Raw genomic sequence first — 19,851 nt, 5'->3', positions numbered from 1 at the left:
ACTCTAGTCGACAATGGTTCCGGAGACCGGCTCGTCGCTGCCGCCGGAGGGCCTGATCATGTCCCGGGCGTTCGTGGCGGTAATCTCGATGGTCTCCAGCGCCCGGCGGATCGTTTCCTGGTCCGACGCGGCGCCCTTCGCCCGCTCCTGCTCGACGACGCGGACCTGCACCTGCACAATTTTGAACGAGTGGTCCAGTTTCAGGTCCCGGACCTCGTCCGCTTCGCGGCGGACCTCCCTGAGGCGGGTGCTGCCGTGGTCCACGCTGCCCGACGACGGAGCGCGGCCGGCCGCCGCGTTGAACGCGTTCTGCGCTTCGGTGAGCTTGGCGCCGGCCTTCTTGGCCGCCTTCTGGATGCTGAACACCACGAACGAGGCCAGGGCGAGCCAGAAGCCGGCAATGATCGCCACGACCCAGCCCACGACGTCGTTCTGGTTCGCGGCAAAGATGACCGCAACCACGAAGGCGACGATGAACACCATCATCCCGGGCCCGCTGATGCGGAGCATCGAGAACTTGCCCGTGGCGGCGTTGTACGCGGACGGCTTGGAAGACGCGGAGTTGCCCAGAGGTTGCATGAGCCTATTATCGCAAACCCGCGCAGCGCCCCCGCACGCTTCCACCCCCGGCGAACGCCCGGCACCCGGAGGACGCACGGGGGTGCGCTTGCGCCCTACTTGAGGAACAGCCGGCGCAGCCGCCCGGTGGTCAGCAGCACCCCGAGCGCGATCATCACGAGGTAGTAGCCGATGTGCACCGCAGTGGCCGGGGTGAAGACGCCGACGCTGATCTGCCGCAGCAGTTCCACACCGTGCCAGAGCGGCATTGCCTGGATGAGCCACTGGATGTACTGCGGGTACACACTCAGCGGGTAGAAGGTGGCGCTGAACAGGAACATCGGCAGCATCACGAAGTTGATCCAGTCCATCTGCTGGAAGGTCTTCATGAAGCTGGTGATGCCCATGCCGAAGCTCGCGAAGCCGAACGCGATAAGTACCGCTGCCGGGATCATCAGGATGGCCCACGGCGTGGTGATCAGCCCCATCACCCCCATCACGGCGGTGAACCCGGTGGCATACATCAGGCCGCGCAGCAGGGCCAGGAAGATCTCGCCGATGGCAACGTCGAGCGGGCCCAGCGAGGTGTAGAGCATGCCCTGATACAGCTTGGCGAAGTTCATCTTGAAGAACACGTTCCAGGTGGAGTCGTAGACCGCGCCGTTCATCGCGGACACGGCCAGCAGCGCCGGGGCGATGTAGGCGGCATAGGAAATCTCCCCGCCGCCCGGGCCCTGGACCGAGCCGACGATCGCGCCCAGCCCGACCCCCATCGAGATCAGGTACAGCACGGGCTCGAAGAAGCCGGAGAGCATCACCATCCAGTTGCTGCTCTTGGTGGCCATCAGCCCGCGGGCGACGACGGCGCGGACGTTGCGTGAGTACAGCGGCCCGAACTTCCGGTTGCGGGCGGCCTCGGTGGCGCTGTGGCTGGTGCTGATCGCGCTCATCCGCCCAACCTTTTAATGAACTGGCGCTTGGTCAGGACCCAGCCGAGCACCGTGAGGGCGAGCAGGAAGAGAAGGTGCGCGATGGTCAGCAGGGGTGCCTCCTGGTAGCCGTAGCTGAAGACCCGGCCCAGCTCGGTGCCGTGCCAGATCGGTGAGATCCAGCCGATCCAGCGCACGGCCAGCGGCAGCGTGTCCAGCGGGAAGAAGGTGCCGGAAAACAGGAAGAGCGGCATCACGATGAACCGCATGACCATGGCGAACTGGCCTTTGTCCTGCTTGATCGAGGCGGCGTAGGCCATCAGCGGCAGCCCGAAGGCCAGCCCGGCGAGCGTGGCGACGAGGATCGAGACCCAGCCCCAGCCGCTCGGTGACGCCCCGAACAACGCCACCACTATGAAGTAGATGGCGGACTGCAGCGCGAAGCGCACCGTAACGGCGATGATCTGCCCGAACGCGATCTGCTCCGGCGTCAGCGGCGAGGCGTGCGGCCCGTAGTAGATCCGGCGCCATTTGAACCCGTCCATCACCGGGAAGGTGAACTCGTTCGCGGCGGTCATCACGGCGGCCGAGATCAGCAGCGCCGGCGCGATAAAGGTCAGGTAGCTGACGCCGCCGAAGCCGGCCGCGCTGTTGGTGTCGACCAGTGTCGCCAGTCCCACGCCCATGGCGAAGAGGTAGGCGACGGGCTGCCCGACGCCGTACATCACGATGGTCCAGCCGTAGCTCTTCATCACCCGGAGCACGTGTTCGGCGAAGTACAGCGACCCGTAGCGCCGGGCGCGGGCGGCCGAGACCGCCGGGGAATGGGCTCTCAGTGCGGGGGCCGCCGGTGCGCCCGGTGCCGCGTCCGTCGTCGTGGTTCCCGCAGGTTGTTCCGGCCGGCCGGCTTGCCTAGTCAACGAGGCTCCGGCCGGTCAGCCGAAGGAAGACGTCCTCGAGCGAGGAACGTCGCACCAGCGACGTCACCGGGCGCAGCCCGCGCGCGGAGACCTCCTCGAGGGCGGCCTCGCCGTCGTGGGCGTAGATCAGGACGCGGTCCGGAAGGGTTTCGACCCGCTCACCGATGCCCTCGAGTTCGGCGGCAACCGTGGCGTTGCGCTCCGAGCCGAAGCGCAGCTCGAGGACCTCACGCGTGGAGTACTCGCGGATCAGGCTGGCGGGTGACCCCTCGGCCATGATTTTGCCCTTGTCCACCACGATCAGCCGGTCGCAGAGCTGCTCCGCCTCGTCCATGTAGTGGGTCGTGAGGATCAGCGTGACGCCCTGTTCCTTGAGCCGGAACAGCCGGTCCCAGAGGATGTGCCGGGCCTGCGGGTCCAGCCCGGTGGTGGGTTCGTCCAGCAGCAGGATCCGGGGTTCGTTGATCAGGGACCGTGCGATCGTGAGCCGGCGCTTCATGCCGCCGGAGAGGGCGTCCACCTTGGACTTCGCCTTGTCTGTGAGCTGCGCGAATTCCAGCAGCTCGTCGGCCTTGGGCCTGAGATAGCTCATCGGCAGGCCGAAGTAGCGGCCGTAGACCAGCAGGTTGTCCCTGACCTTGAGTTCCTCGTCGAGGTTGTCCTGCTGCGGGACCACGCCCAGGTGCGCGCGGACCTCCGGCCCGTTCCGGTCCGGGTCCAGGCCCATGATGCTCAGGTTCCCGGAGGTCCGCTGGGACACTCCGCCGATCATCTTCATCGTGGTGGACTTGCCGGCACCGTTGGGGCCGAGCAGGCCAAACGCCTCCCCGGCGGGCACGGAGAAGGAGATTCCGTCGACCGCGACAATGTCGCCGTAGCGCTTCGTCAGGTTCTCGGCAGTGATCACGTACTGCGGCGGGCCGGCTTCGGCGGGGCTGCTCATATGAGCGTCCTTGGGTGAGGATTCTTTGGAGACGAGTTCAGGCACCCGAATCACGGTAGTGGATACCGCCGGAGTATGAAAGGGTCTTTTCGTAAAAAATCCAGACGTTTGCCATTCCGTGATGTCCGGGGCTTAAACCGCTCAGGGCGCCGCCTCCGGAAAGGAGGGGCGCCCTGAGGTGCGGGACTTTTTCGGCTCCGGAACAGGCTCCCGGGCTAGACCGCTGCGGCGCCATCCGCCTCGGCCAGCTGGCGTTCCGCGGTTTCCACCACGTTGGCCAGCAGCATCGCGCGGGTCATCGGGCCCACTCCCCCGGGGTTCGGGGACAGCCAGGCGGCGACGTCGGCCGCTGCCGGCTCCACGTCTCCGGTGACCACAGCCTTGCCGGAGCCGTCGTCGACACGGCTGACGCCGACGTCGAGCACGATGGCGCCCGGCTTGAGGTCCGCCGCCTTGATCATGTGCGGCTGGCCGGCCGCGGCGATCACGACGTCGGCCTGCCGGAGTTCGGCGGGCAGGTCAACGGTGCCGGTGTGGGCGAGGATGACCGTGGCGTTGACGTCCTTGCGGGTGAGCAGCAGGCCCACCGGGCGGCCGATCGTGACCCCGCGGCCCACCACCAGCACCCGTTTCCCGTTGAGGCTGATGCCGTGCCGGGTCAGCAGCTCCACGCAGCCCTTCGGTGTGCAGGGCAGCGGGGACTTCATCGGTCCGCCGACGTTGGCCACGAGCCGGCCGAGGTTCATCGGGTGCAGGCCGTCGGCGTCCTTCTCGGGGTCCATGGCCTCCAGGATGACGTCCTGGTCAATGTGCTTGGGCAGCGGGAGCTGGACGATGTAGCCGGTGCATTCCGGGTTGTCGTTGAGCTCCCGGACCACGGCCAGGAGCTCCTCCTGGGTGGTGTCCTCCGGCAGGTCACGCCGGATCGACGTGATGCCCACCTCGGCGCAGTCCTTGTGCTTGCCGCCGACGTACCAGGTGCTGCCCGGGTCCGAGCCGACCAGGATGGTGCCCAGGCCCGGGACGATCCCGCGGGTCTTGAGCGCGGCGACGCGTTCGGTCAGTTCGGCCTTGATGGTTGCGGCGGTGGCCCGTCCGTCGAGGATCCGGGCGGAGTCAGCCGCGGGGGCGGTCTCAGCCGTGGGGGCGGTCTCTGCAGAAGTCATGGACTACCACTGCTCGTGCTGCGGGTACAGCGGGAAGTCAGCGGCGAGCTTGTCCACGCGGGACTGCAGCGTTTCGATGTCCGTGGCGGAGCCGGCCTTCAGCGCGGTCGCGATGATCTCGGCGACCTCGGTGAACTCCTCCGCGCCGAAGCCGCGGGTTGCCAGCGCCGGGGTGCCGATCCGCAGACCGGAGGTCACCATCGGCGGGCGCGGGTCGAACGGGACGGCGTTGCGGTTGACCGTGATGCCGACCGAGTGCAGGAGGTCTTCGGCCTGCTGGCCGTCGAGCTGGGAGTTGCGCAGGTCCACCAGGACCAGGTGCACATCGGTGCCGCCGGTGAGGACGGAGACGCCGGCGTCGGAGACGTCGGACTGGTTCAGCCGGTCCGCGATGATCCGGGCGCCTTCCAGGACGCGTTCCTGGCGTTCCTTGAATTCCTCCGTGCCGGCGATCTTGAAGGCAACCGCCTTGGCGGCAATGACGTGCATCAGCGGACCGCCCTGCTGGCCCGGGAAGACGTTGGAGTTGATCTTCTTGGCCCACTCCTGCTTGGCCAGGATCACCCCGGAGCGCGGGCCGGCGAGGGTCTTGTGCACGGTGGAGGTGACGACGTCGGAGTGCGGGACCGGGCTGGGGTGCAGTCCGGCGGCCACGAGGCCGGCGAAGTGCGCCATGTCCGTCCAGAGCAGCGCGCCAACCTCGTCGGCGATCGAACGGAAGGCGGCGAAGTCAAGGTGCCGCGGGTAGGCGGACCAGCCGGCGATGATGACCTGGGGCTTTTCAGCGATGGCCTGGGCGCGGAGCTTGTCCATGTCGATGCGGAAGTTGTCTTCCTCGACCTGGTACGCGGCAACCTGGTAGAGCTTGCCGGAGAAGTTGAGCTTCATGCCGTGGGTCAGGTGGCCGCCGTGGGCCAGGGACAGGCCTAGGATCTTGTCGCCCGGGGTGATCATCGCGGAGAGTGCCGCGGCGTTGGCCTGGGCGCCGGAGTGCGGCTGGACGTTGGCGTACTCGGCGCCGAAGAGTTCCTTGACCCGGTCGATCGCGAGCTGCTCGGCGATGTCGACGTATTCGCAGCCGCCGTAGTAGCGGCGGCCCGGGTAACCCTCGGCGTATTTGTTGGTCAGGACCGAGCCCTGGGCCTCCATCACGGCGCGGGGGGCGAAGTTTTCGGAGGCGATCATTTCCAGGGTGCCGCGCTGGCGGCCCAGCTCCTGGGCCAGGACGGCGGCGATTTCGGGGTCAAGCTCGGCCAGCGGCTGGTTGCTCACGGCGGCTGACGAAAGGCTAAGGGAGGTGGTCACGGGGAACTCCTGGCTAGGCGACGGGCACTGCTTAAGGTCAGGTTACCGGCTGGCCCGCGCGGCGTCCCTAAATTACGGCCCCGGAACGTGGGGACGTGGAAAGGGACCGGCACCCGTTTGCGGGGTGCCGCTGCGGGCCGGCAGCGGGGTGCTGCCAACCGGACAAACATGACCCTCGGCCCAGGCGTACGATCCGTGGTCTTCGTAGATGCCGCTCCCTGGTGGTTAGCCACCCAACGCCAGTTGCGACGGATCCAGACTACCCCAGGCCGGCGGCCGCGCCCCAGCCGGCGCCTACCCGCGGGTAGGCTGTCTGGGTGACTGACGACCAGCTGACAGCTTCCTATGTTCTGACCTTCTCCTGCCCGGACCGCCCCGGAATCGTGCACGCCGTCGCGGGCGCGCTGCTCGTCGCGGGCTGCAATATTACGGACTCGCAGCAGTACGGCAGCCAGAGCACCGGGACGTTCTTTATGCGCGTCGAGGCGACGACGGCGGCTTCCTCGCTCGCGCTTCGCACCGCCCTGGAGCCGGTGGCCCAGGCCTTCGGGATGCAGTGGACCCTCAACCCGGCGGGCCGGAAGGTGCGCACCCTGCTGATGGCCAGCACCTCAGCGCACTGCCTCAATGACCTGCTGTTCCTGCAGCGCTCCGGCACGCTGCCGATCGAGATCCCGGCGATTGTGTCCAACCACCGGGACCTGGCCGGCCTGGCCGAGTTCTACGGCATCCCCTTCCACCACATCCCGGTCACCCCGGCCACCAAGGCCCAGGCCGAGGATGAGCTCCGCGCGCTGATGGCCGAGCACGACATCGAGCTCACCGTCCTGGCCCGCTACATGCAGATCATTTCCAACGGGCTGTGCCAGGAGCTGACCGGCAAGGCCATCAACATCCACCACTCGTTCCTCCCGTCCTTCAAGGGCGCCAAGCCCTACCACCAGGCCCACGCCCGCGGCGTGAAGCTGATCGGCGCGACCGCGCACTACGTGACGGCGGCGCTGGACGAGGGGCCGATCATCGAGCAGGAAGTCATCCGGGTGGACCACCGGCGCACCGCCGAGCAGTTCGTCCAGATGGGACGCGACGTCGAGGGCCGCACCCTGGCCCAGGCAGTCCAGTGGCATGCCGAGCACCGCGTACTGCTGGACGGCAACCGCACGGTTGTATTCAACTGACACCGGTTGTATTCAACTGACGCCGGGCATTGAATAGAGGTATGGCACTTTCCGGAGAAGACCCGCTGACCGAGTTCGTGGCCCTGCTCAAGTCCGAAGGCCGCAAGGGGGTGCTGGGCCTTGACTGCGGCCCGGGCACGGACGGACTGCGCTTTGTCCAGGCCGGAATCCATTTCACCGGGGTGGACCCCTCCGAGGACCACATCCACGCCGCACGGGCCCGGGGCCTGGAAGCCTCGGTCGCTGCTGCCGGTTCGCTGCCGTTCGCCGACGCGACGTTCCCGTCCGTGTGGGCCATCGACGCCCTGACCGGACTGCCGCCGGAGGAATGGGACGACGTCGTCCGCGAACTCGGCAGGGTCGCGGCGCCCGGCGCCCCGATCGCCGTCGTACTGCCCGAACAGGACGCACCCGAACCCACCGGCTTCACTGTGTTCCGCTCCCCCGGCTGACCCAACCGAATCCCAGCAGGGGCCCTTTTGGGCGCTCAAAACGGCCCCTGCTGCGAGTCGGATGGGCAGGGAATGTGTCCTAGGCTGGGGGCATGGCTCCCATTTATGCTTTCGCCGGCGACACCCCGGCTGTCCACGAATCCGCCTTCATCGCACCGACCGCTTCGGTGATTGGCAAGGCAACGCTCGCCGAGAACTCCAGCGCCTTCTACGGGGTCTCCGTCCGGGCCGACACGGCGGCGATCACCGTCGGCGCCGGCACCAATCTGCAGGACAACGTGGTGCTGCACGCGGACCCGGGTTTTCCCTGCACGGTCGGCGCCCGGGTCAGCGTCGGCCACAGCGCCGTCGTGCACGGCTGCACGGTCGAGGATGACTGCCTGATCGGCATGAGCGCCACCATCCTCAACGGCGCGGTGATCGGCGCCGGCTCGCTCATCGCCGCCGGCGCCGTGGTGCTGGAAGGAACAGTGGTCCCGCCGCGCTCGCTCGTCGCCGGGGTGCCGGCCAAGGTCCGCCGCGAACTCAGCGACGAGGAGTTCGCCGGCGTCCAGCAGAATGCGGCGCACTATCAGGATCTGGCCCGAGCCCACCGCGAACTTCACGGCTGAGAAGCTAGTCCAGGGCGATCGGGCCCAGCTCGTCCAGCACATCGCCCGGGCCCGGGTTCCCCTCGGCCGATGACCCGCCAAGGTGGTTGACGACCCCCCAGACCGCGTTTAGCCCGGTGGTAACCGCACCTTCGGCCCATCCCGCGGTGAAGGATACGTCGTCGCCGGCCAGGAAGATGCCGCGCTGCCGGTCCGGGAGTTTGTCCTGCTTGAAGTGGCTGAAGAGCCGCTGCTGGTAGCGGTAGTGCCCCGGCAGGTTGGCCTTGAAGGCCCCCATGAAGTTGGGGTCCGCCTCCCACGAGACGGTGATGGGCTGGCCGACGATGTGGCTGGCGATGTCCACGTCCGGGTAGATCTGCGCGAGCGAGTGCAGCATGAGCTCCACCCGCTGGTCCGCGTCCAGGGACAGCCATTTCAGCGCGTCATCATTCCAGGTGTAGGACAGCAGGATCACCGCGGGCTTGTCCGGACCGTTGTCCAGGAGGTACGTGGCACGGTTCAACCGGTCCGTCAGCGTCATGGACATGACCTCGCGGCCCGTCCGGGGATCGAGGTCCTTCCAGAAGGGCCGGTCGACCATCACAAAGGTCTTGGACGACTGCATGTAATGCGAACGCTCGATCGCTGTCCACAGTTCGGCCGGGAACAAGGTTTCTTCGGTGTGGATCCGCGTCGACAGGAGCCACGACTGGCACGTCGTCACGACGGCGGGATAGGCAGCTTCGCGGCCCCACCGTTCCCGGATGCGGAAGTCGCTGCTGCCGTCCCGGGCGATCCTGTCCACAGCGCCCCGCGGCGCACCGGCGTGCAGCGACGCCAGCGACGTTCCGTCGGGCCAGTGGACCATGCCCGACGGCGCGTGCTGCCAGAGCGCTTCCGGGAGCCGTTGCGCTCCGCCTTCAATGAGCCGGTGCGCGTCGTCGGCGTCGGTGTAGACCACCCGCAGGATCTCGAGGATGGAGTTGGGGAAGTCCGTATCCCAGCCACCCGTGCCGAAGCCCACTTGACCGAACGCCTCGCGGTGGGCGAAGCCGGCCTGCTTGAACGAGTCGCTTCCTGCGATGAATCCGTAGAAGGTCTGTTCATCCAGGAGAGGAAGGAGCCCGTTCCACAGCTCCTTGATCCGGGCGGTATCCCGGGCGCGGATGGCGTCTTGCATCTCGGTGAACTTGGCGCCGTCGTTGACGGCAGCCTTCCATGCCTCCGCGACTTCCAGGAAAAACGGCGGGAGGTCCGCCGGGGTGCGGGCGTAATATTTCTGCCCGGCAAGCTCGATCACCGTGCTGGAGGTCGACGCCGCCAGCGGGTTGGGGAACTCCGCGGTCGCCAGCCCGAGCATCTCGACGTAGTGGTAAAACGCCTTGCCCGAGACCGGGAAACGCATCCCGCCGAGGTCGGCGACCACGCCGGCGGCGGAGGGGAAGCTTGCGGTCCGCAGCCGGCCGCCGATCTGGTCCGCTTCGTAAATGACCGGGCGGAGGCCCAGTTTCATCAGCTCGTAGGCCGCAACCAGCCCGGAGAGCCCGGCACCGACGACGGCGACCTCCGTCCCGTGCAGTTCGGGCGGTACCGCCCCCAGACCGTCGGCGTGGGCCAGGTAATGGTCGTAGCTGAACGGGAAATCCGGATTCAGCATGGTGATGGGCGCCCCGGCGCCGGAGTCCGGCGTCGTCGGTCCGGGGGCCGGGAGTTCTGTGGCGGTTGTCATGAGTGGTGTGCCTTCATCGGTTCGGGGCTCGAAGTGGTGTCGGAGGGGGCTGCGGCGGACAGTTCACGGTATTCCTCATGGCTGAGCGCCGCTACCCGGGAGTTCCTGCGGCCATAGCCGAAGTAGACGGCCAGGCCCAGCAGCATCCACAGCCCGAAGACCACCCACGTGTCGGCGCCAAGGTTGAGCATGAGATAGCCGCACATGGCGGCGCCGAGAAGGGGTGTCAGCGGAAACAGCGGGACGCGGAAGCTGCGTTTGAGTTCCGGCCGGCTGCGCCGCAGGTAGATCACGGCGATGTTGACCAGGGCGAAGGCGAACAGGGTGCCGATGCTGGTGGCGTCGGCGAGCGCGCCGAGCGGGACCAGGCCGGCGGTGAGTGCGACCACAATGCCGACAATCAGGGTCCCGGCAACCGGGGTGCCGGTGCGGGGCGAGACACGGCCGAAGATCCTGGGGACCATTCCGTCCCGTGCCATGGAGAGCAGGATGCGGGTCTGGCCGTAGAGGACAGTCAGCACGATGCTGGCGATGGCCAGCACGGCGCCGACGGCGAACACCAGTGCAATCCAAGGCTGTCCTGTCGTTTCCTCCAGGATCTTCACGAGGGCGGCTTCGGTACCGTCGAACCATCCCCACGGGCGAGCACCGATCGCTGCGACGGCGACGAGCACGTAGATGGTGGTGACGATCAGCATCGAGAGCAGGATGGCCCGGGGCAGGTCGCGCTTCGGATTGCGGGCCTCCTCGCCTGCTGTGGAGGCTGCGTCGAATCCGATGTAGGAGAAGAACACCCGGGAGGCGGCCGCCGAGACGCCGGCTGCGCCCATCGGCATCAGCGGCTCGAAGTGTGCGGCGGTGAAGGCGGTGAAAGCCACGGCGCAGAAGAACAGCAGGATGCCGACCTTGACCAGCACAATGGCGGTGTTGATTCCGGCGCTTTCCTTGGCGCCGCGGACAAGCAGCGCCATGGCCAGGACCACGATCACGATTGCCGGCGCGTTCAGCACGCCGCCGTCTCCGGGGGGCTGCGAAATGGCGTCCGGAAGTTCCAGGCCGAAGACGGCGAGCGCTTCGTTGACGTACTGGCCGGCGCCGACGGCGACGGCGGCCACCGACACGGCATATTCCAGCACCAGGCACCAGCCGCAGATCCAGGCCATGCCTTCGCCCATGGTCGCGTACGTGTAGGAGTAGCTCGATCCTGCCGCCGGCACCAGCCCGGCCATTTCGGCGTAAGAAACAGCGGAGAGCAGTGCAGCGAGGCCGGCGATTGCGAAGGAGATCCAGATCGCCGGTCCGGCCAGCGGCACGGATTCGCCAAGGATCACGAGGATGCCGGTGCCGAGGGTGGCGCCCACACTGATCATCGTCAGTTGCAGCACACCGAAGCTGCGGACCAGCCGCGTGCCGCCGTGGCCCGTTTCAGCTTCGCTGACGAGCTGTCCGATCGGCTTGCGGCGAAGCAGTTGCGCCGTCAGGCCGGGACGGTCCGTGGTGGCCGGTGGCCGTTCCCCAATCAGAGTTGGCACAGTCATCGTTGACGTCCGTTCTTCAGTAGTGTCATTTTCCCCGCGCCCAGCCTAGGCTTGTGAGCCAGCTCTCATGGTTGTGCAAAATGACCTATAGTCTTCAGCCATGAGACTTAATGCACTGAGGCCCCCGGTTCTGGAGTGCCGTGGCAACCATGGCTGCTGACGACGCCGAACGGCTGGGGTTCGTCACCCTGGCGCAGTTCCTGCGCCAGCTGCCGCCGGAACTGGCGGTCCTTCACGACGGCGGCAACGGGGCTGAGCGGCTGCGCTGGGTGGAGCCGAGCGAACTGGAGGATCCCACCCCGTACCTGCTCGACGGCGAGTTCCTGCTCACGGCCGGCCTCCCGTTCCTGGGACCGGGCGGGGACAAGGAGTTCGCGGACGCCTATGTGAAGCGGCTCGTCGCAGCGCGGGTCTCCGCGCTGGGCTTCGGGCTGGAACCCTACTTCGACGCAGTGCCGGAATCCGTGGTCCTGGCCTGCCGGCGGCACAACCTGACCCTCGTAGCCGTCCCGGATACCGTCCCCTTCGCCGCAGTCGGCCTGGCGTTCTCCCAACTGCTGGAATCGGACAATGCCACGACATTCCGGCAACTCGCGGACACGAACAGGCAGCTGATGCGCGCAGTGCTGTCGGCGCGGCCGGAATACGAACTCCTGGCCGCCCTCGCGCAGCGGGTTCCGGTCTGGGCGGTGCTCGTGGGTGCCGACGGACGGCTGCGTGCCCGCGGAACCGCCGGGGCCCCGGGGGAACACGCAACGCCGGGCGTGGACCTGGCAACACTGCAGCCCCTGCTGGCCAGGCTGCTCTCGGGCAGCGGTCCCCGCGTGGAAATGGACTCGTTCAGCACGGCAGGTTCGGCACTGGTTTTCGGATATCCCCTGCGCAGCACCCGGGACGCCAACCTCGGCGCCCTGATCCTCGGGACCGATGCCCCGCTGACGCCGGCACAGAACAGCGTCGTCTCCACCGCTGTCGGACTGCTGGAGCTGCTGGTGCGGCAGCGTACCAGCGGTTCACTGGCGCCCAGCCAGCTCGCCACCGCACTGTTGCTGCATCCGGAAAGCCTGGTGTCGGGGGGCACCCGTCATCTCAACGGACTCAAGGACCTGCTGGCGCAGAGCGTTTCCTCCACCCGGTCCGGGCAGCTGCGCGTGCTCCTGGGCATCCGCCCGGACGCTGCCGGGACTCCCGCCGGCCCTGCCGGCACCACCGGCCCTGCAGGCACCACTGCGCCGGCGGGCACCGCGCATGCCGGCACCACCGCCCCGGGCCGCGCCGGCCGCTCGGGCGACAGTCCCGTCCGGGAGCTGCTGGAGTGGCGCCGGATGTTTGATACCAAGCTGGTGGAGATCACCGATGACGGATTTGCCGCCATCACCCGGCTGAAGGTCGACGACGCCGTGCTGGCCGGCGTTGAACGGCTCGGCTGGCGCCTGGTCATCGGGAGCCCCACCGAACTCTCCGGCCTGGCGGAGGCCTACCAGCGGGCCTGGTCCCTACGCGGCCGCGTTGTGACCACGGGGCGCAGCGTCCGGGTTGATGAGGTGACGTGGTCCGTTGCCGGGCTGCTCGGCAAGGACGCGGGCGCCATGCTGGCAGCCCGGCTGCTGGCCCCCGTCCTGGCACTGGAGCCGGAGCGGCGGGATGACCTGCTCGGCATCCTCCGCGCCTGGCTCGCCGAGAACGGCAGCTGGGATGCAACGGCCAAGTCCACGGGCCTTCACCGCAACAGCATCCGCCGGCAGATCGGCATCCTCGCGGAGCTGCTGGAGCTTGATCTCAACCAGGCGCAGGCCCGGGCGGAGCTCTGGATTGCCTTGCAGTACACGGACGAGCTGCCCGGGATGCGGGCGCCGGAGACGGCTTCCCCGGATTCCGGCACCCTCATGCCTGTTCAGCTGCCCATTCAGCTGCCCCAGGAGCGGTAGACCTCGGGCCGGAGATCGTCAAGATAGGCCACTGCGTGCCCGGCCAGCCCGGGCCCGGGCAGCTCGGCGAACAACAGCTCGGGCCCGGGTCCGGCCGAGGCCAGGAGGCCGCCATCCGGAGCCGCCACGACGCTGCCGCCCAGGAAGTCGCAGCCGTCCTCGGTCCCGGAGTGGTTGGCGTAGGCCACCGTTAGGTGGTTCTCCAGCGCCCGCGCCCTGATCAGCACCTGAGGCACGGCCTCAAACCCCTCGCCGAGGGCGGTCGGGACGAGCAGCAGTTCAGCGCCGCGCAGCGCGGCGGCGCGGACCGACTCGGGAAACTCCACGTCGTAGCAGATCACCATGGACGTCCTGACCCCGTGAAAGTCCACGACGCCGGGGCTGGCCCCGGCCGGGACAAACGCCTGGCGTTCCTCCGGGCCGAAGAGGTGGACCTTGGCGTAGCTGAGGAGCTCGTCCCCGTTCTCGTCGACGAGGGTGGCCGTAATCTGCCACTCTCCTGCTGCGGTGACGGCGGGGAGGCTGTAGACCAGCGCGATGCCGTTCGTGCGGGCAATATCCGCCAGGGCCTGCCGGATCGTGGCCAGCGCCGCCGGGTCCAGCTCCGCCCGCAGCCGGAGAGGCGCATACCCCACCGGAAAAAGCTCAGGAGTGAGGAGCAGCTGGGCACCGGCCGAAGCGGCCGTGGCAGCGGCGGCATCCACCGCACCGCAATTGGCATCGATGTCCAGCACGGCGGCGTTCGCCTGCATCAGGGCCAGTAGCACCATTACCACCTCAGCATCCCGGGGCCCGACCTTGGCGGCGGACTCTCGCCCCTCCAGCGTAGCGACGCGGGACAAACGCCGTCCCGGTGCATTTCCGCCCGGCCGCGGCGGCAGCAGGGCGGAATGCCCCGCCCACCCCCCGCGGACTCACCCACGGACCCGACTGCCGGGCCCTCGAGGGGCCCGCGCAGGGCCCGGCCGCGGACTTCTCCACCCACCTTGCGTTAACTTCTTGACTACAACACGCGAATGCGGCAATCTTCATTGCATGCCCTCACCAACGCGCTCAACGAGGAGCCGAACCAAAAACCCCGGATCCCAATCCGCCCTCCGGCACCTGAACCAGCAGCGGATCATTGAGTGCCTGCTCGCCGGGCCCTCCACGCAGGCGGAACTGGCCCGGCAGACCGGCCTCTCCACGGCCACCGTCTCGAACATCGTCAAGATCATGCAGGACGCCGGACTGGCGTCCACCGAACCGATCACCAGCTCCGGCCGGCGGGCGCTGAACGTCCGGCTCAACAGCAACGGGGCCGTCGCAGTCGGCATCGACTTCGGCCGCCGGCACCTCCGCGTCGTCCTTGCCTCACTGAGCTACCACGTGATCGCCGAGGATTCCGTCCTACTCCCCCTGGGCCACCACGCCGAGGAGGGGATCAGCGCAGCCGTCGGGCTGCTGGAGCGGATCCTGGCCAGCAGCGGTGTGGAACGAAGCGCCGTCGTCGGAGCCGGCGTCGGCATCCCGGGCCCCATCGACCGCCGCACAGGGACGGTGGCGCAGGGCGCCATCCTGCCCGAATGGGTGGGCATCAACATCCTGCAGCGCCTCGAGGAGGCTCTGGATCTCCCGGTCTTCCTCGACAACGACGCGAACCTGGGCGCCCTGTCGGAAGTGACCTGGGGGCCCCACACCGGCATCAGCAACCTGATGTTCCTCAAGATCGGATCCGGCATCGGCGCGGGCCTGATCCTGAACGGGGCGCCCTACTACGGCCACGTCGGAATCACCGGCGAAATCGGCCATGCGACCATCCACGAGCACGGCCTGGTCTGCCGCTGCGGGAACCGCGGCTGCCTGGAAACCATCGCCTCCACGACCACCATGATCGAACTCCTGAGCCGCGGCGAGGACAAGCCGCTCGCCCCGGAGGACATCGTCCGCAAGGCCCTCGCCCGGGACTCGGCGACCCTGCGTGTCGTGGACGACGCCGGGCTCGCCGTCGGCCGCGCGCTGGGCAATGTGGCCAACCTGATCAACCCGGAAGTGATCGTGGTCGGCGGCCCGCTGGCGGGCCTCGGCGACCTGCTGCTGGACCCGATCCGGCGGGGCCTGATCCGGCACGCCGTGCCGGTGATCGGTGAGACGACGACCCTGACGATGTCCTCCCTCGGCGACCGCGCCGAGTCCCTCGGCGCGACTGCCCTGGTGTTCCAGCACGCCGGAATCCGGCGGAACTGAGCTTTTCGTTATCTGGCCGTTGCGTTAAAGACTTGACGACAACGCTGTGATCAAGTTTACTTTTCCATCAGACGGCCCTGCGGTTTGCAGGGGCGGACAACGAAGTCATGCATTGGAGGCGTAAGGGCAAATGACGTCCCTCAACACGCACAGCGATCCGATAATTCTCGAGATGCGCTCCATCACCAAAGAGTTTCCCGGCGTTAAAGCCTTGTCCGAGGTAAACCTGCGGGTAAAGGCCGGCGAGATCCACGCCATTTGCGGGGAGAACGGCGCCGGCAAGTCCACCCTCATGAAGGTGCTCTCCGGGGTTTACCCCTTCGGCACCTACGACGGGGACATCGTCTACCAGACCGAAGTCCAGCAGTTCAAGGACATCCGGGCCAGCGAGCACGCCGGCATCGTGATCATCCACCAGGAACTCGCGCTGATCCCCGAGCTGTCCATCATGGAAAACATCTTCCTGGGCAACGAGCCCACCAAACGCGGGGTGATCGACTGGGCCGAAGCGCGGATCCGTTCCACCGAGCTGCTGGCCAGGGTCGGGCTCCGCGAGGACCCGGAAACCCCGATCAAGGAAATCGGCGTCGGCAAGCAGCAGCTCGTCGAAATCGCCAAGGCGCTGAACAAGTCGGTGAAACTGCTCATCCTCGACGAGCCCACCGCGGCGCTCAACGAATCAGACTCCCAGCATCTGCTGGACCTGATGCTGGGCCTGAAGGGCAAGGGCATCACCTCGATCATCATTTCGCACAAGCTGAACGAGATCGAGCAGATCGCGGACTCCATCACCATCATCCGGGACGGCAAGTCGATCGAGACGCTGGACGTCAGGGCCGACGGCGTCGACGAGGACCGCATTATCAAGGGCATGGTGGGCCGGACCCTGGAGTCCCGCTTCCCGGACCACGAGCCGAAGATCGGCGAGGTCTTCTTCGAGGTCAAGAACTGGAACGTGGGCCACCCGCAGATCCAGGACCGCCTGGTCTGCAAGAACTCCAGCTTCTTCGTCCGGCGCGGTGAGATCGTCGGCTTTGCCGGGCTGATGGGCGCGGGCCGGACCGAGCTGGCCCGTTCCATCTTCGGCCGGTCCTACGGCCGGTTCCTCTCCGGGCAGCTCTACCTGGACGGCAAGGAGATCGAGCTTAAGAACGTCAAGCACGCCATCGACGCCGGACTGGGCTACGTCACTGAGGACCGAAAGTCCCTGGGGCTGAACCTACTGGACGACATCAAGGCGACCACGGTCTCGGCGAACCTCCGCAAAGTCAGCAAACACAACGTGATTGACGCGAACAAGGTCTTCACCGTCGCCGAGCAGTACCGCAAGTCCCTGCGGACCAAGGCGCCGTCCGTGGAGGAGGGAGTCGCCAAACTCTCCGGCGGCAACCAGCAGAAGGTGGTGCTGGCGAAGTGGATGTTCACCGAGCCGGAGCTGCTGATCCTGGACGAACCGACCCGCGGGATCGACGTCGGCGCCAAGTACGAGATTTACGGCATCATCCAGCAGCTGGCCAACCAGGGCAAGGGCGTCATCGTCATCTCCTCGGAGCTGCCGGAGCTGCTGGGCCTGTCAGACCGCATATACACCATTTTCGAAGGCGCCATCACCGGCGTGCTGAACAAGGACGAGGCAAGCCAGGAAAGCCTCATGAAACTCATGACCTCCGCACGCAAGTCAGCCTGACCCGCTGTGGCCAACTGCTCCGAACACTCCGAACACTCCGGAAACAAGGACTGAAACAATGAACGCGCTCAAGAAGCTCTTTGGCGGCAACACCCGCCAATTCGGCATGATCTTCGCCCTCGTGGCCCTGATCGTCTTCTTCCAGATTGCAACCGATGGCCGCACGCTCACCCCGGGCAACGTCATCAACCTCTTCAACGGCAACTCCTACATCCTGATCCTTGCCATCGGCATGGTCCTGGTGATCATCGCCGGGCACATCGACCTCTCGGTCGGCTCGGTGGCGGCGTTCGTAGGCGTCTGCGTGGCCCTCTTCATCCGGGACTGGGGCATCCCCTGGTACCTGGGCGTCCTGCTGGGGCTGCTGCTGGGCGTGCTGATCGGCGCCTGGCAGGGCTTCTGGACGGCCTATGTCGGCATCCCGGCGTTCATTGTCACGCTGGCCGGCATGCTGATCTTCCGCGGCGCCAACCAGTACGTCGGCCACTCCAACACCATCCCGGTGCCCACGGACTTCCAGAAGATCGGCTCCGGCTACCTGCCCGAGATCGGACCCCCCACCGGCTACAACAACCTGACCCTGCTGCTGGGCCTGCTCGGCGCCGGCTTTGTGATCTACAGTGAAATCCGGTCCCGCCGCAACGCCAAGGCCCTCGGCGCCGAAGTGCCCGAAGCCTGGGTCAGCATCACCAAGCTGGTCCTGATCTGCGGCGCCATCCTCTACGCCACCTACCTCTTCGCCACCGGCCGGCCGGGCACGTCGTTCCCGATCCCGGGCCTGATCCTGGCGGCCCTCGTGCTCATCTACGGCTTCGTCTCCTCCAAGACGATCATCGGCCGCCACATCTACGCGGTCGGCGGCAACCGTCACGCCGCGGAGCTCTCCGGTGTCCAGTCCAAGAAGGTCAACTTCCTGGTCATGATGAACATGTCCGTCCTCGCCGGCCTCGCCGGCATGATCTTCGTCGGCCGCTCCACCGCGTCCGGGCCGTTCGACGGCGTCGGCTGGGAACTGGACGCCATCGCGGCCGTGTTCATCGGCGGCGCCGCGGTGACCGGCGGCGTCGGCACCGTGATCGGCTCGATCGTCGGCGGTCTGGTGATGGCCGTGCTCAACAACGGCCTGCAGCTCCTCGGCGTCGGCGCCGACCTGACCCAGATCATCAAGGGCCTCGTGCTCCTGATCGCCGTCGCCTTCGACGTCTACAACAAGTCCCAGGGCAAGAAATCCATCATCGGACTGATGTTCAAGAACTTCGGCCGGAACAACGAGCTCAAGCCCGACGAGACCACCTCCACCAAAGAGGTCATCTCCAAGGGTGCCTAGTCCGGTCCCTGATCCGCTCCCCTGTACCCATTTCACGATTCTCCGTACACCATCTAAAGAAAGCGAACCAAGCAATGCGACTGATAGGTAAAGCAGGAAAGGCAGCGGCAATCGCTGCAATCGCGGCACTGGCGCTGACGGCCTGCGGCCGCAGCGACACCGGGACCACCGGAGGTTCCACCGGCGGCGGCGAAGCATTCCCGAAAGACTCCATGATCGGCGTCGCACTCCCCCAGAAGACGTCCGAAAACTGGGTCCTGGCGGAGAAGCTCTTCAACGACGGCCTCAAGAGCGCCGGCTTCAAGCCGGACGTGCAGTTCGCCAACGGCGGCGTTTCGGAACAGCAGAACCAGATCAGCGCCATGATCACCAAGGGCGCCAAGGTCATCATCGTCGGAGCCATCGACGGCGCGCAGCTGGGCACCCAGCTCCAGCAGGCCAAGGACTCGGGCGCCACGATCATCGCGTATGACCGTCTGCTGCTGAACACCGCCAACGTCGACTACTACGTCGCCTACGACAACTTCAAGGTTGGTGTCCTCCAGGGCCAGGCACTGCTGGACGGAATGAAGGCCAAGAAGGCCACCGGCCCGTACAACATCGAACTGTTCGCCGGTTCCCCCGATGACGCCAACGCCAAGGTCTTCTTCAACGGCGCCATGAGCATCCTCAAGCCGAAAATCGACGACGGCACCCTCAAGGTGCTCTCCGGCCAGACGACCTTCGAGCAGGCCGTTACCCAGGGCTGGAAGGCAGAGAACGCCCAGCGTCGTGCTGACACGCTGCTGACCGGCAGCTACGGCAGCGAGACGCTTGACGGTGTGCTGTCCCCGAATGACACCCTGGCCCGTGCAGTCCTGACCTCGGTCAAGGCCGCCGGCAAGCCGCTTCCGGTGATCACCGGGCAGGACTCCGAAGTGGAGTCCGTGAAGTCCATCCTTGCCGGTGAGCAGTACTCCACCATCAACAAGGACACCAGCAAGCTTGTCGAGCACGCAATCACCATGGTCAAGGACCTCCAGGCAGGCAAGAAGCCTGAGGTCAATGATGACAAGTCCTACAACAACACGGTCAAGGTTGTTCCGGCGTACCTGCTGGAACCGGTCATTGTGACAAAGGAAAACGTCAAGACGGCCTACGTCAACGACCCGGTCCTCGGACCGCTCACGAAGTAGTTCCTGTTTAGACAGCACCCGAAGAGCCCCGGTTCCGCCTCACGGCGGGCCGGGGCTTTTTGCTGCCCGCGTCCAGGGCTCGGGGCGCGAGCCCTTTCACAGCGGATCCATAGCTCCGGGCTGCGATCCGCACAGCGGCCCGTACCAGTCTGGGTTCAGCCGCCGGCCATTCCGGCCGGCCTGAAATCCCCTAGGAGTCA

At 66.9% G+C, this 19,851-nt stretch carries 17 protein-coding genes and 1 riboswitch; of the genes, 8 read left to right on the top strand and 9 right to left on the bottom strand.

Going from position 1 to position 19,851, the window contains the following annotated elements; genetic code table 11:
* Positions 1–3 precede the first annotated feature (3 nt).
* The 6 genes from AC50YM_RS12800 to glyA form a co-directional block, all read right to left on the bottom strand.
* Positions 4–579 carry a hypothetical protein gene (locus AC50YM_RS12800; protein WP_494957329.1) on the bottom strand — a complete coding sequence of 192 codons (576 nt, stop codon included), beginning with the start codon at positions 577–579 and terminating at the stop codon, positions 4–6.
* Positions 580–674: 95 nt separating this feature from the next.
* The gene (locus AC50YM_RS12795; RefSeq protein ID WP_494957328.1) at positions 675–1,508 is read right to left on the bottom strand and encodes an ABC transporter permease; all 834 of its coding nucleotides are present in this window, start codon (positions 1,506–1,508) and stop codon (positions 675–677) included.
* Entirely contained in the window at positions 1,505–2,407 is a 903-nt protein-coding gene (locus AC50YM_RS12790) for an ABC transporter permease (RefSeq protein ID WP_494957327.1), read from the bottom strand. The genes AC50YM_RS12795 and AC50YM_RS12790 overlap by 4 nt, the downstream gene beginning before the upstream one ends.
* Positions 2,400–3,350, bottom strand: coding sequence for an ABC transporter ATP-binding protein (locus AC50YM_RS12785; RefSeq protein ID WP_494957326.1), 951 nt, complete (start codon positions 3,348–3,350; stop codon positions 2,400–2,402). The genes AC50YM_RS12790 and AC50YM_RS12785 overlap by 8 nt, the downstream gene beginning before the upstream one ends.
* A gap of 215 nt (positions 3,351–3,565) precedes the next feature.
* A complete protein-coding gene (locus tag AC50YM_RS12780; protein ID WP_494957325.1) occupies positions 3,566–4,516 on the bottom strand; it encodes a bifunctional methylenetetrahydrofolate dehydrogenase/methenyltetrahydrofolate cyclohydrolase in 951 nt (316 codons plus the stop codon).
* A gap of 3 nt (positions 4,517–4,519) precedes the next feature.
* On the bottom strand, positions 4,520–5,821 hold the full coding sequence (gene glyA / locus AC50YM_RS12775; protein WP_494957324.1) for a serine hydroxymethyltransferase: 1,302 nt from the start codon (positions 5,819–5,821) through the stop codon (positions 4,520–4,522).
* 171 nt (positions 5,822–5,992) lie between these two features.
* Positions 5,993–6,078: riboswitch (ZMP/ZTP riboswitch) on the bottom strand.
* Positions 6,079–6,138: 60 nt separating this feature from the next.
* On the opposite strand from glyA, the gene purU reads away from it, so the two are divergent.
* From purU to AC50YM_RS12760, 3 genes are all read left to right on the top strand, one after another.
* On the top strand, positions 6,139–6,999 hold the full coding sequence (gene purU / locus AC50YM_RS12770; protein WP_494957323.1) for a formyltetrahydrofolate deformylase: 861 nt from the start codon (positions 6,139–6,141) through the stop codon (positions 6,997–6,999).
* A 41-nt stretch (positions 7,000–7,040) separates the two neighbouring features.
* Entirely contained in the window at positions 7,041–7,451 is a 411-nt protein-coding gene (locus AC50YM_RS12765) for a class I SAM-dependent methyltransferase (RefSeq protein WP_494957322.1), read from the top strand.
* 92 nt (positions 7,452–7,543) lie between these two features.
* Positions 7,544–8,062: a gamma carbonic anhydrase family protein gene (locus AC50YM_RS12760; RefSeq protein WP_494957321.1), complete on the top strand. Its 519-nt coding sequence runs from the start codon at positions 7,544–7,546 to the stop codon at positions 8,060–8,062.
* A gap of 4 nt (positions 8,063–8,066) precedes the next feature.
* Here the strand turns inward: AC50YM_RS12760 and AC50YM_RS12755 are convergent, their stop codons facing one another.
* Together AC50YM_RS12755 and AC50YM_RS12750 are read right to left on the bottom strand one after the other, a co-directional pair.
* Positions 8,067–9,770, bottom strand: a complete 1,704-nt coding sequence (locus AC50YM_RS12755) for a flavin monoamine oxidase family protein (protein ID WP_494957320.1) — start codon at positions 9,768–9,770, stop codon at positions 8,067–8,069.
* Positions 9,767–11,308: an amino acid permease gene (locus tag AC50YM_RS12750; protein ID WP_494957319.1), complete on the bottom strand. Its 1,542-nt coding sequence runs from the start codon at positions 11,306–11,308 to the stop codon at positions 9,767–9,769. The genes AC50YM_RS12755 and AC50YM_RS12750 overlap by 4 nt, the downstream gene beginning before the upstream one ends.
* 149 nt (positions 11,309–11,457) lie before the next feature.
* Between AC50YM_RS12750 and AC50YM_RS12745 the strand changes: the two genes are divergently transcribed.
* Positions 11,458–13,236: a PucR family transcriptional regulator gene (locus AC50YM_RS12745; protein WP_494957368.1), complete on the top strand. Its 1,779-nt coding sequence runs from the start codon at positions 11,458–11,460 to the stop codon at positions 13,234–13,236.
* Here AC50YM_RS12745 and AC50YM_RS12740 read toward each other — a convergent pair.
* The gene (locus AC50YM_RS12740) at positions 13,215–14,006 is read right to left on the bottom strand and encodes a nitrilase-related carbon-nitrogen hydrolase (RefSeq protein ID WP_494957367.1); all 792 of its coding nucleotides are present in this window, start codon (positions 14,004–14,006) and stop codon (positions 13,215–13,217) included. The genes AC50YM_RS12745 and AC50YM_RS12740 overlap by 22 nt on opposite strands.
* A 265-nt stretch (positions 14,007–14,271) precedes the next feature.
* On the opposite strand from AC50YM_RS12740, the gene AC50YM_RS12735 reads away from it, so the two are divergent.
* From AC50YM_RS12735 to AC50YM_RS12720, 4 genes are all read left to right on the top strand, one after another.
* A complete protein-coding gene (locus tag AC50YM_RS12735) occupies positions 14,272–15,462 on the top strand; it encodes an ROK family transcriptional regulator (protein ID WP_494957318.1) in 1,191 nt (396 codons plus the stop codon).
* 130 nt (positions 15,463–15,592) lie between these two features.
* Positions 15,593–17,149, top strand: a complete 1,557-nt coding sequence (gene mmsA / locus AC50YM_RS12730) for a multiple monosaccharide ABC transporter ATP-binding protein (RefSeq protein WP_494957317.1) — start codon at positions 15,593–15,595, stop codon at positions 17,147–17,149.
* A 58-nt stretch (positions 17,150–17,207) separates the two neighbouring features.
* Positions 17,208–18,476, top strand: coding sequence for a multiple monosaccharide ABC transporter permease (gene mmsB / locus AC50YM_RS12725; protein ID WP_494957316.1), 1,269 nt, complete (start codon positions 17,208–17,210; stop codon positions 18,474–18,476).
* A 74-nt stretch (positions 18,477–18,550) separates the two neighbouring features.
* Positions 18,551–19,651 carry a substrate-binding domain-containing protein gene (locus tag AC50YM_RS12720; protein ID WP_494957315.1) on the top strand — a complete coding sequence of 367 codons (1,101 nt, stop codon included), beginning with the start codon at positions 18,551–18,553 and terminating at the stop codon, positions 19,649–19,651.
* The last annotated feature ends 200 nt before the right edge of the window (positions 19,652–19,851 follow it).

This window comes from Pseudarthrobacter sp. RHLT1-30-1 (genome assembly GCF_059383415.1).
This window is presented reverse-complemented; position numbering and strand designations above follow the sequence as displayed.

Excerpts from the sequence above, each read along its gene's own strand:
- AC50YM_RS12765 (WP_494957322.1), top strand. The coding sequence starts at position 7,041 with ATGGCACTTTCCGGAGAAGACCCGCTGACCGAGTTCGTGGCCCTGCTC.
- AC50YM_RS12750 (WP_494957319.1), bottom strand. The coding sequence starts at position 11,308 with ATGACTGTGCCAACTCTGATTGGGGAACGGCCACCGGCCACCACGGAC.
- AC50YM_RS12755 (WP_494957320.1), bottom strand. The coding sequence starts at position 9,770 with ATGACAACCGCCACAGAACTCCCGGCCCCCGGACCGACGACGCCGGAC.
- mmsA (WP_494957317.1), top strand. The coding sequence starts at position 15,593 with ATGACGTCCCTCAACACGCACAGCGATCCGATAATTCTCGAGATGCGC.
- AC50YM_RS12780 (WP_494957325.1), bottom strand. The coding sequence starts at position 4,516 with ATGACTTCTGCAGAGACCGCCCCCACGGCTGAGACCGCCCCCGCGGCT.
- AC50YM_RS12720 (WP_494957315.1), top strand. The coding sequence starts at position 18,551 with ATGCGACTGATAGGTAAAGCAGGAAAGGCAGCGGCAATCGCTGCAATC.
- AC50YM_RS12800 (WP_494957329.1), bottom strand. The coding sequence starts at position 579 with ATGCAACCTCTGGGCAACTCCGCGTCTTCCAAGCCGTCCGCGTACAAC.
- AC50YM_RS12760 (WP_494957321.1), top strand. The coding sequence starts at position 7,544 with ATGGCTCCCATTTATGCTTTCGCCGGCGACACCCCGGCTGTCCACGAA.
- AC50YM_RS12785 (WP_494957326.1), bottom strand. The coding sequence starts at position 3,350 with ATGAGCAGCCCCGCCGAAGCCGGCCCGCCGCAGTACGTGATCACTGCC.
- AC50YM_RS12740 (WP_494957367.1), bottom strand. The coding sequence starts at position 14,006 with ATGGTGCTACTGGCCCTGATGCAGGCGAACGCCGCCGTGCTGGACATC.
- AC50YM_RS12745 (WP_494957368.1), top strand. The coding sequence starts at position 11,458 with ATGGCTGCTGACGACGCCGAACGGCTGGGGTTCGTCACCCTGGCGCAG.
- AC50YM_RS12735 (WP_494957318.1), top strand. The coding sequence starts at position 14,272 with ATGCCCTCACCAACGCGCTCAACGAGGAGCCGAACCAAAAACCCCGGA.
- AC50YM_RS12795 (WP_494957328.1), bottom strand. The coding sequence starts at position 1,508 with ATGAGCGCGATCAGCACCAGCCACAGCGCCACCGAGGCCGCCCGCAAC.
- mmsB (WP_494957316.1), top strand. The coding sequence starts at position 17,208 with ATGAACGCGCTCAAGAAGCTCTTTGGCGGCAACACCCGCCAATTCGGC.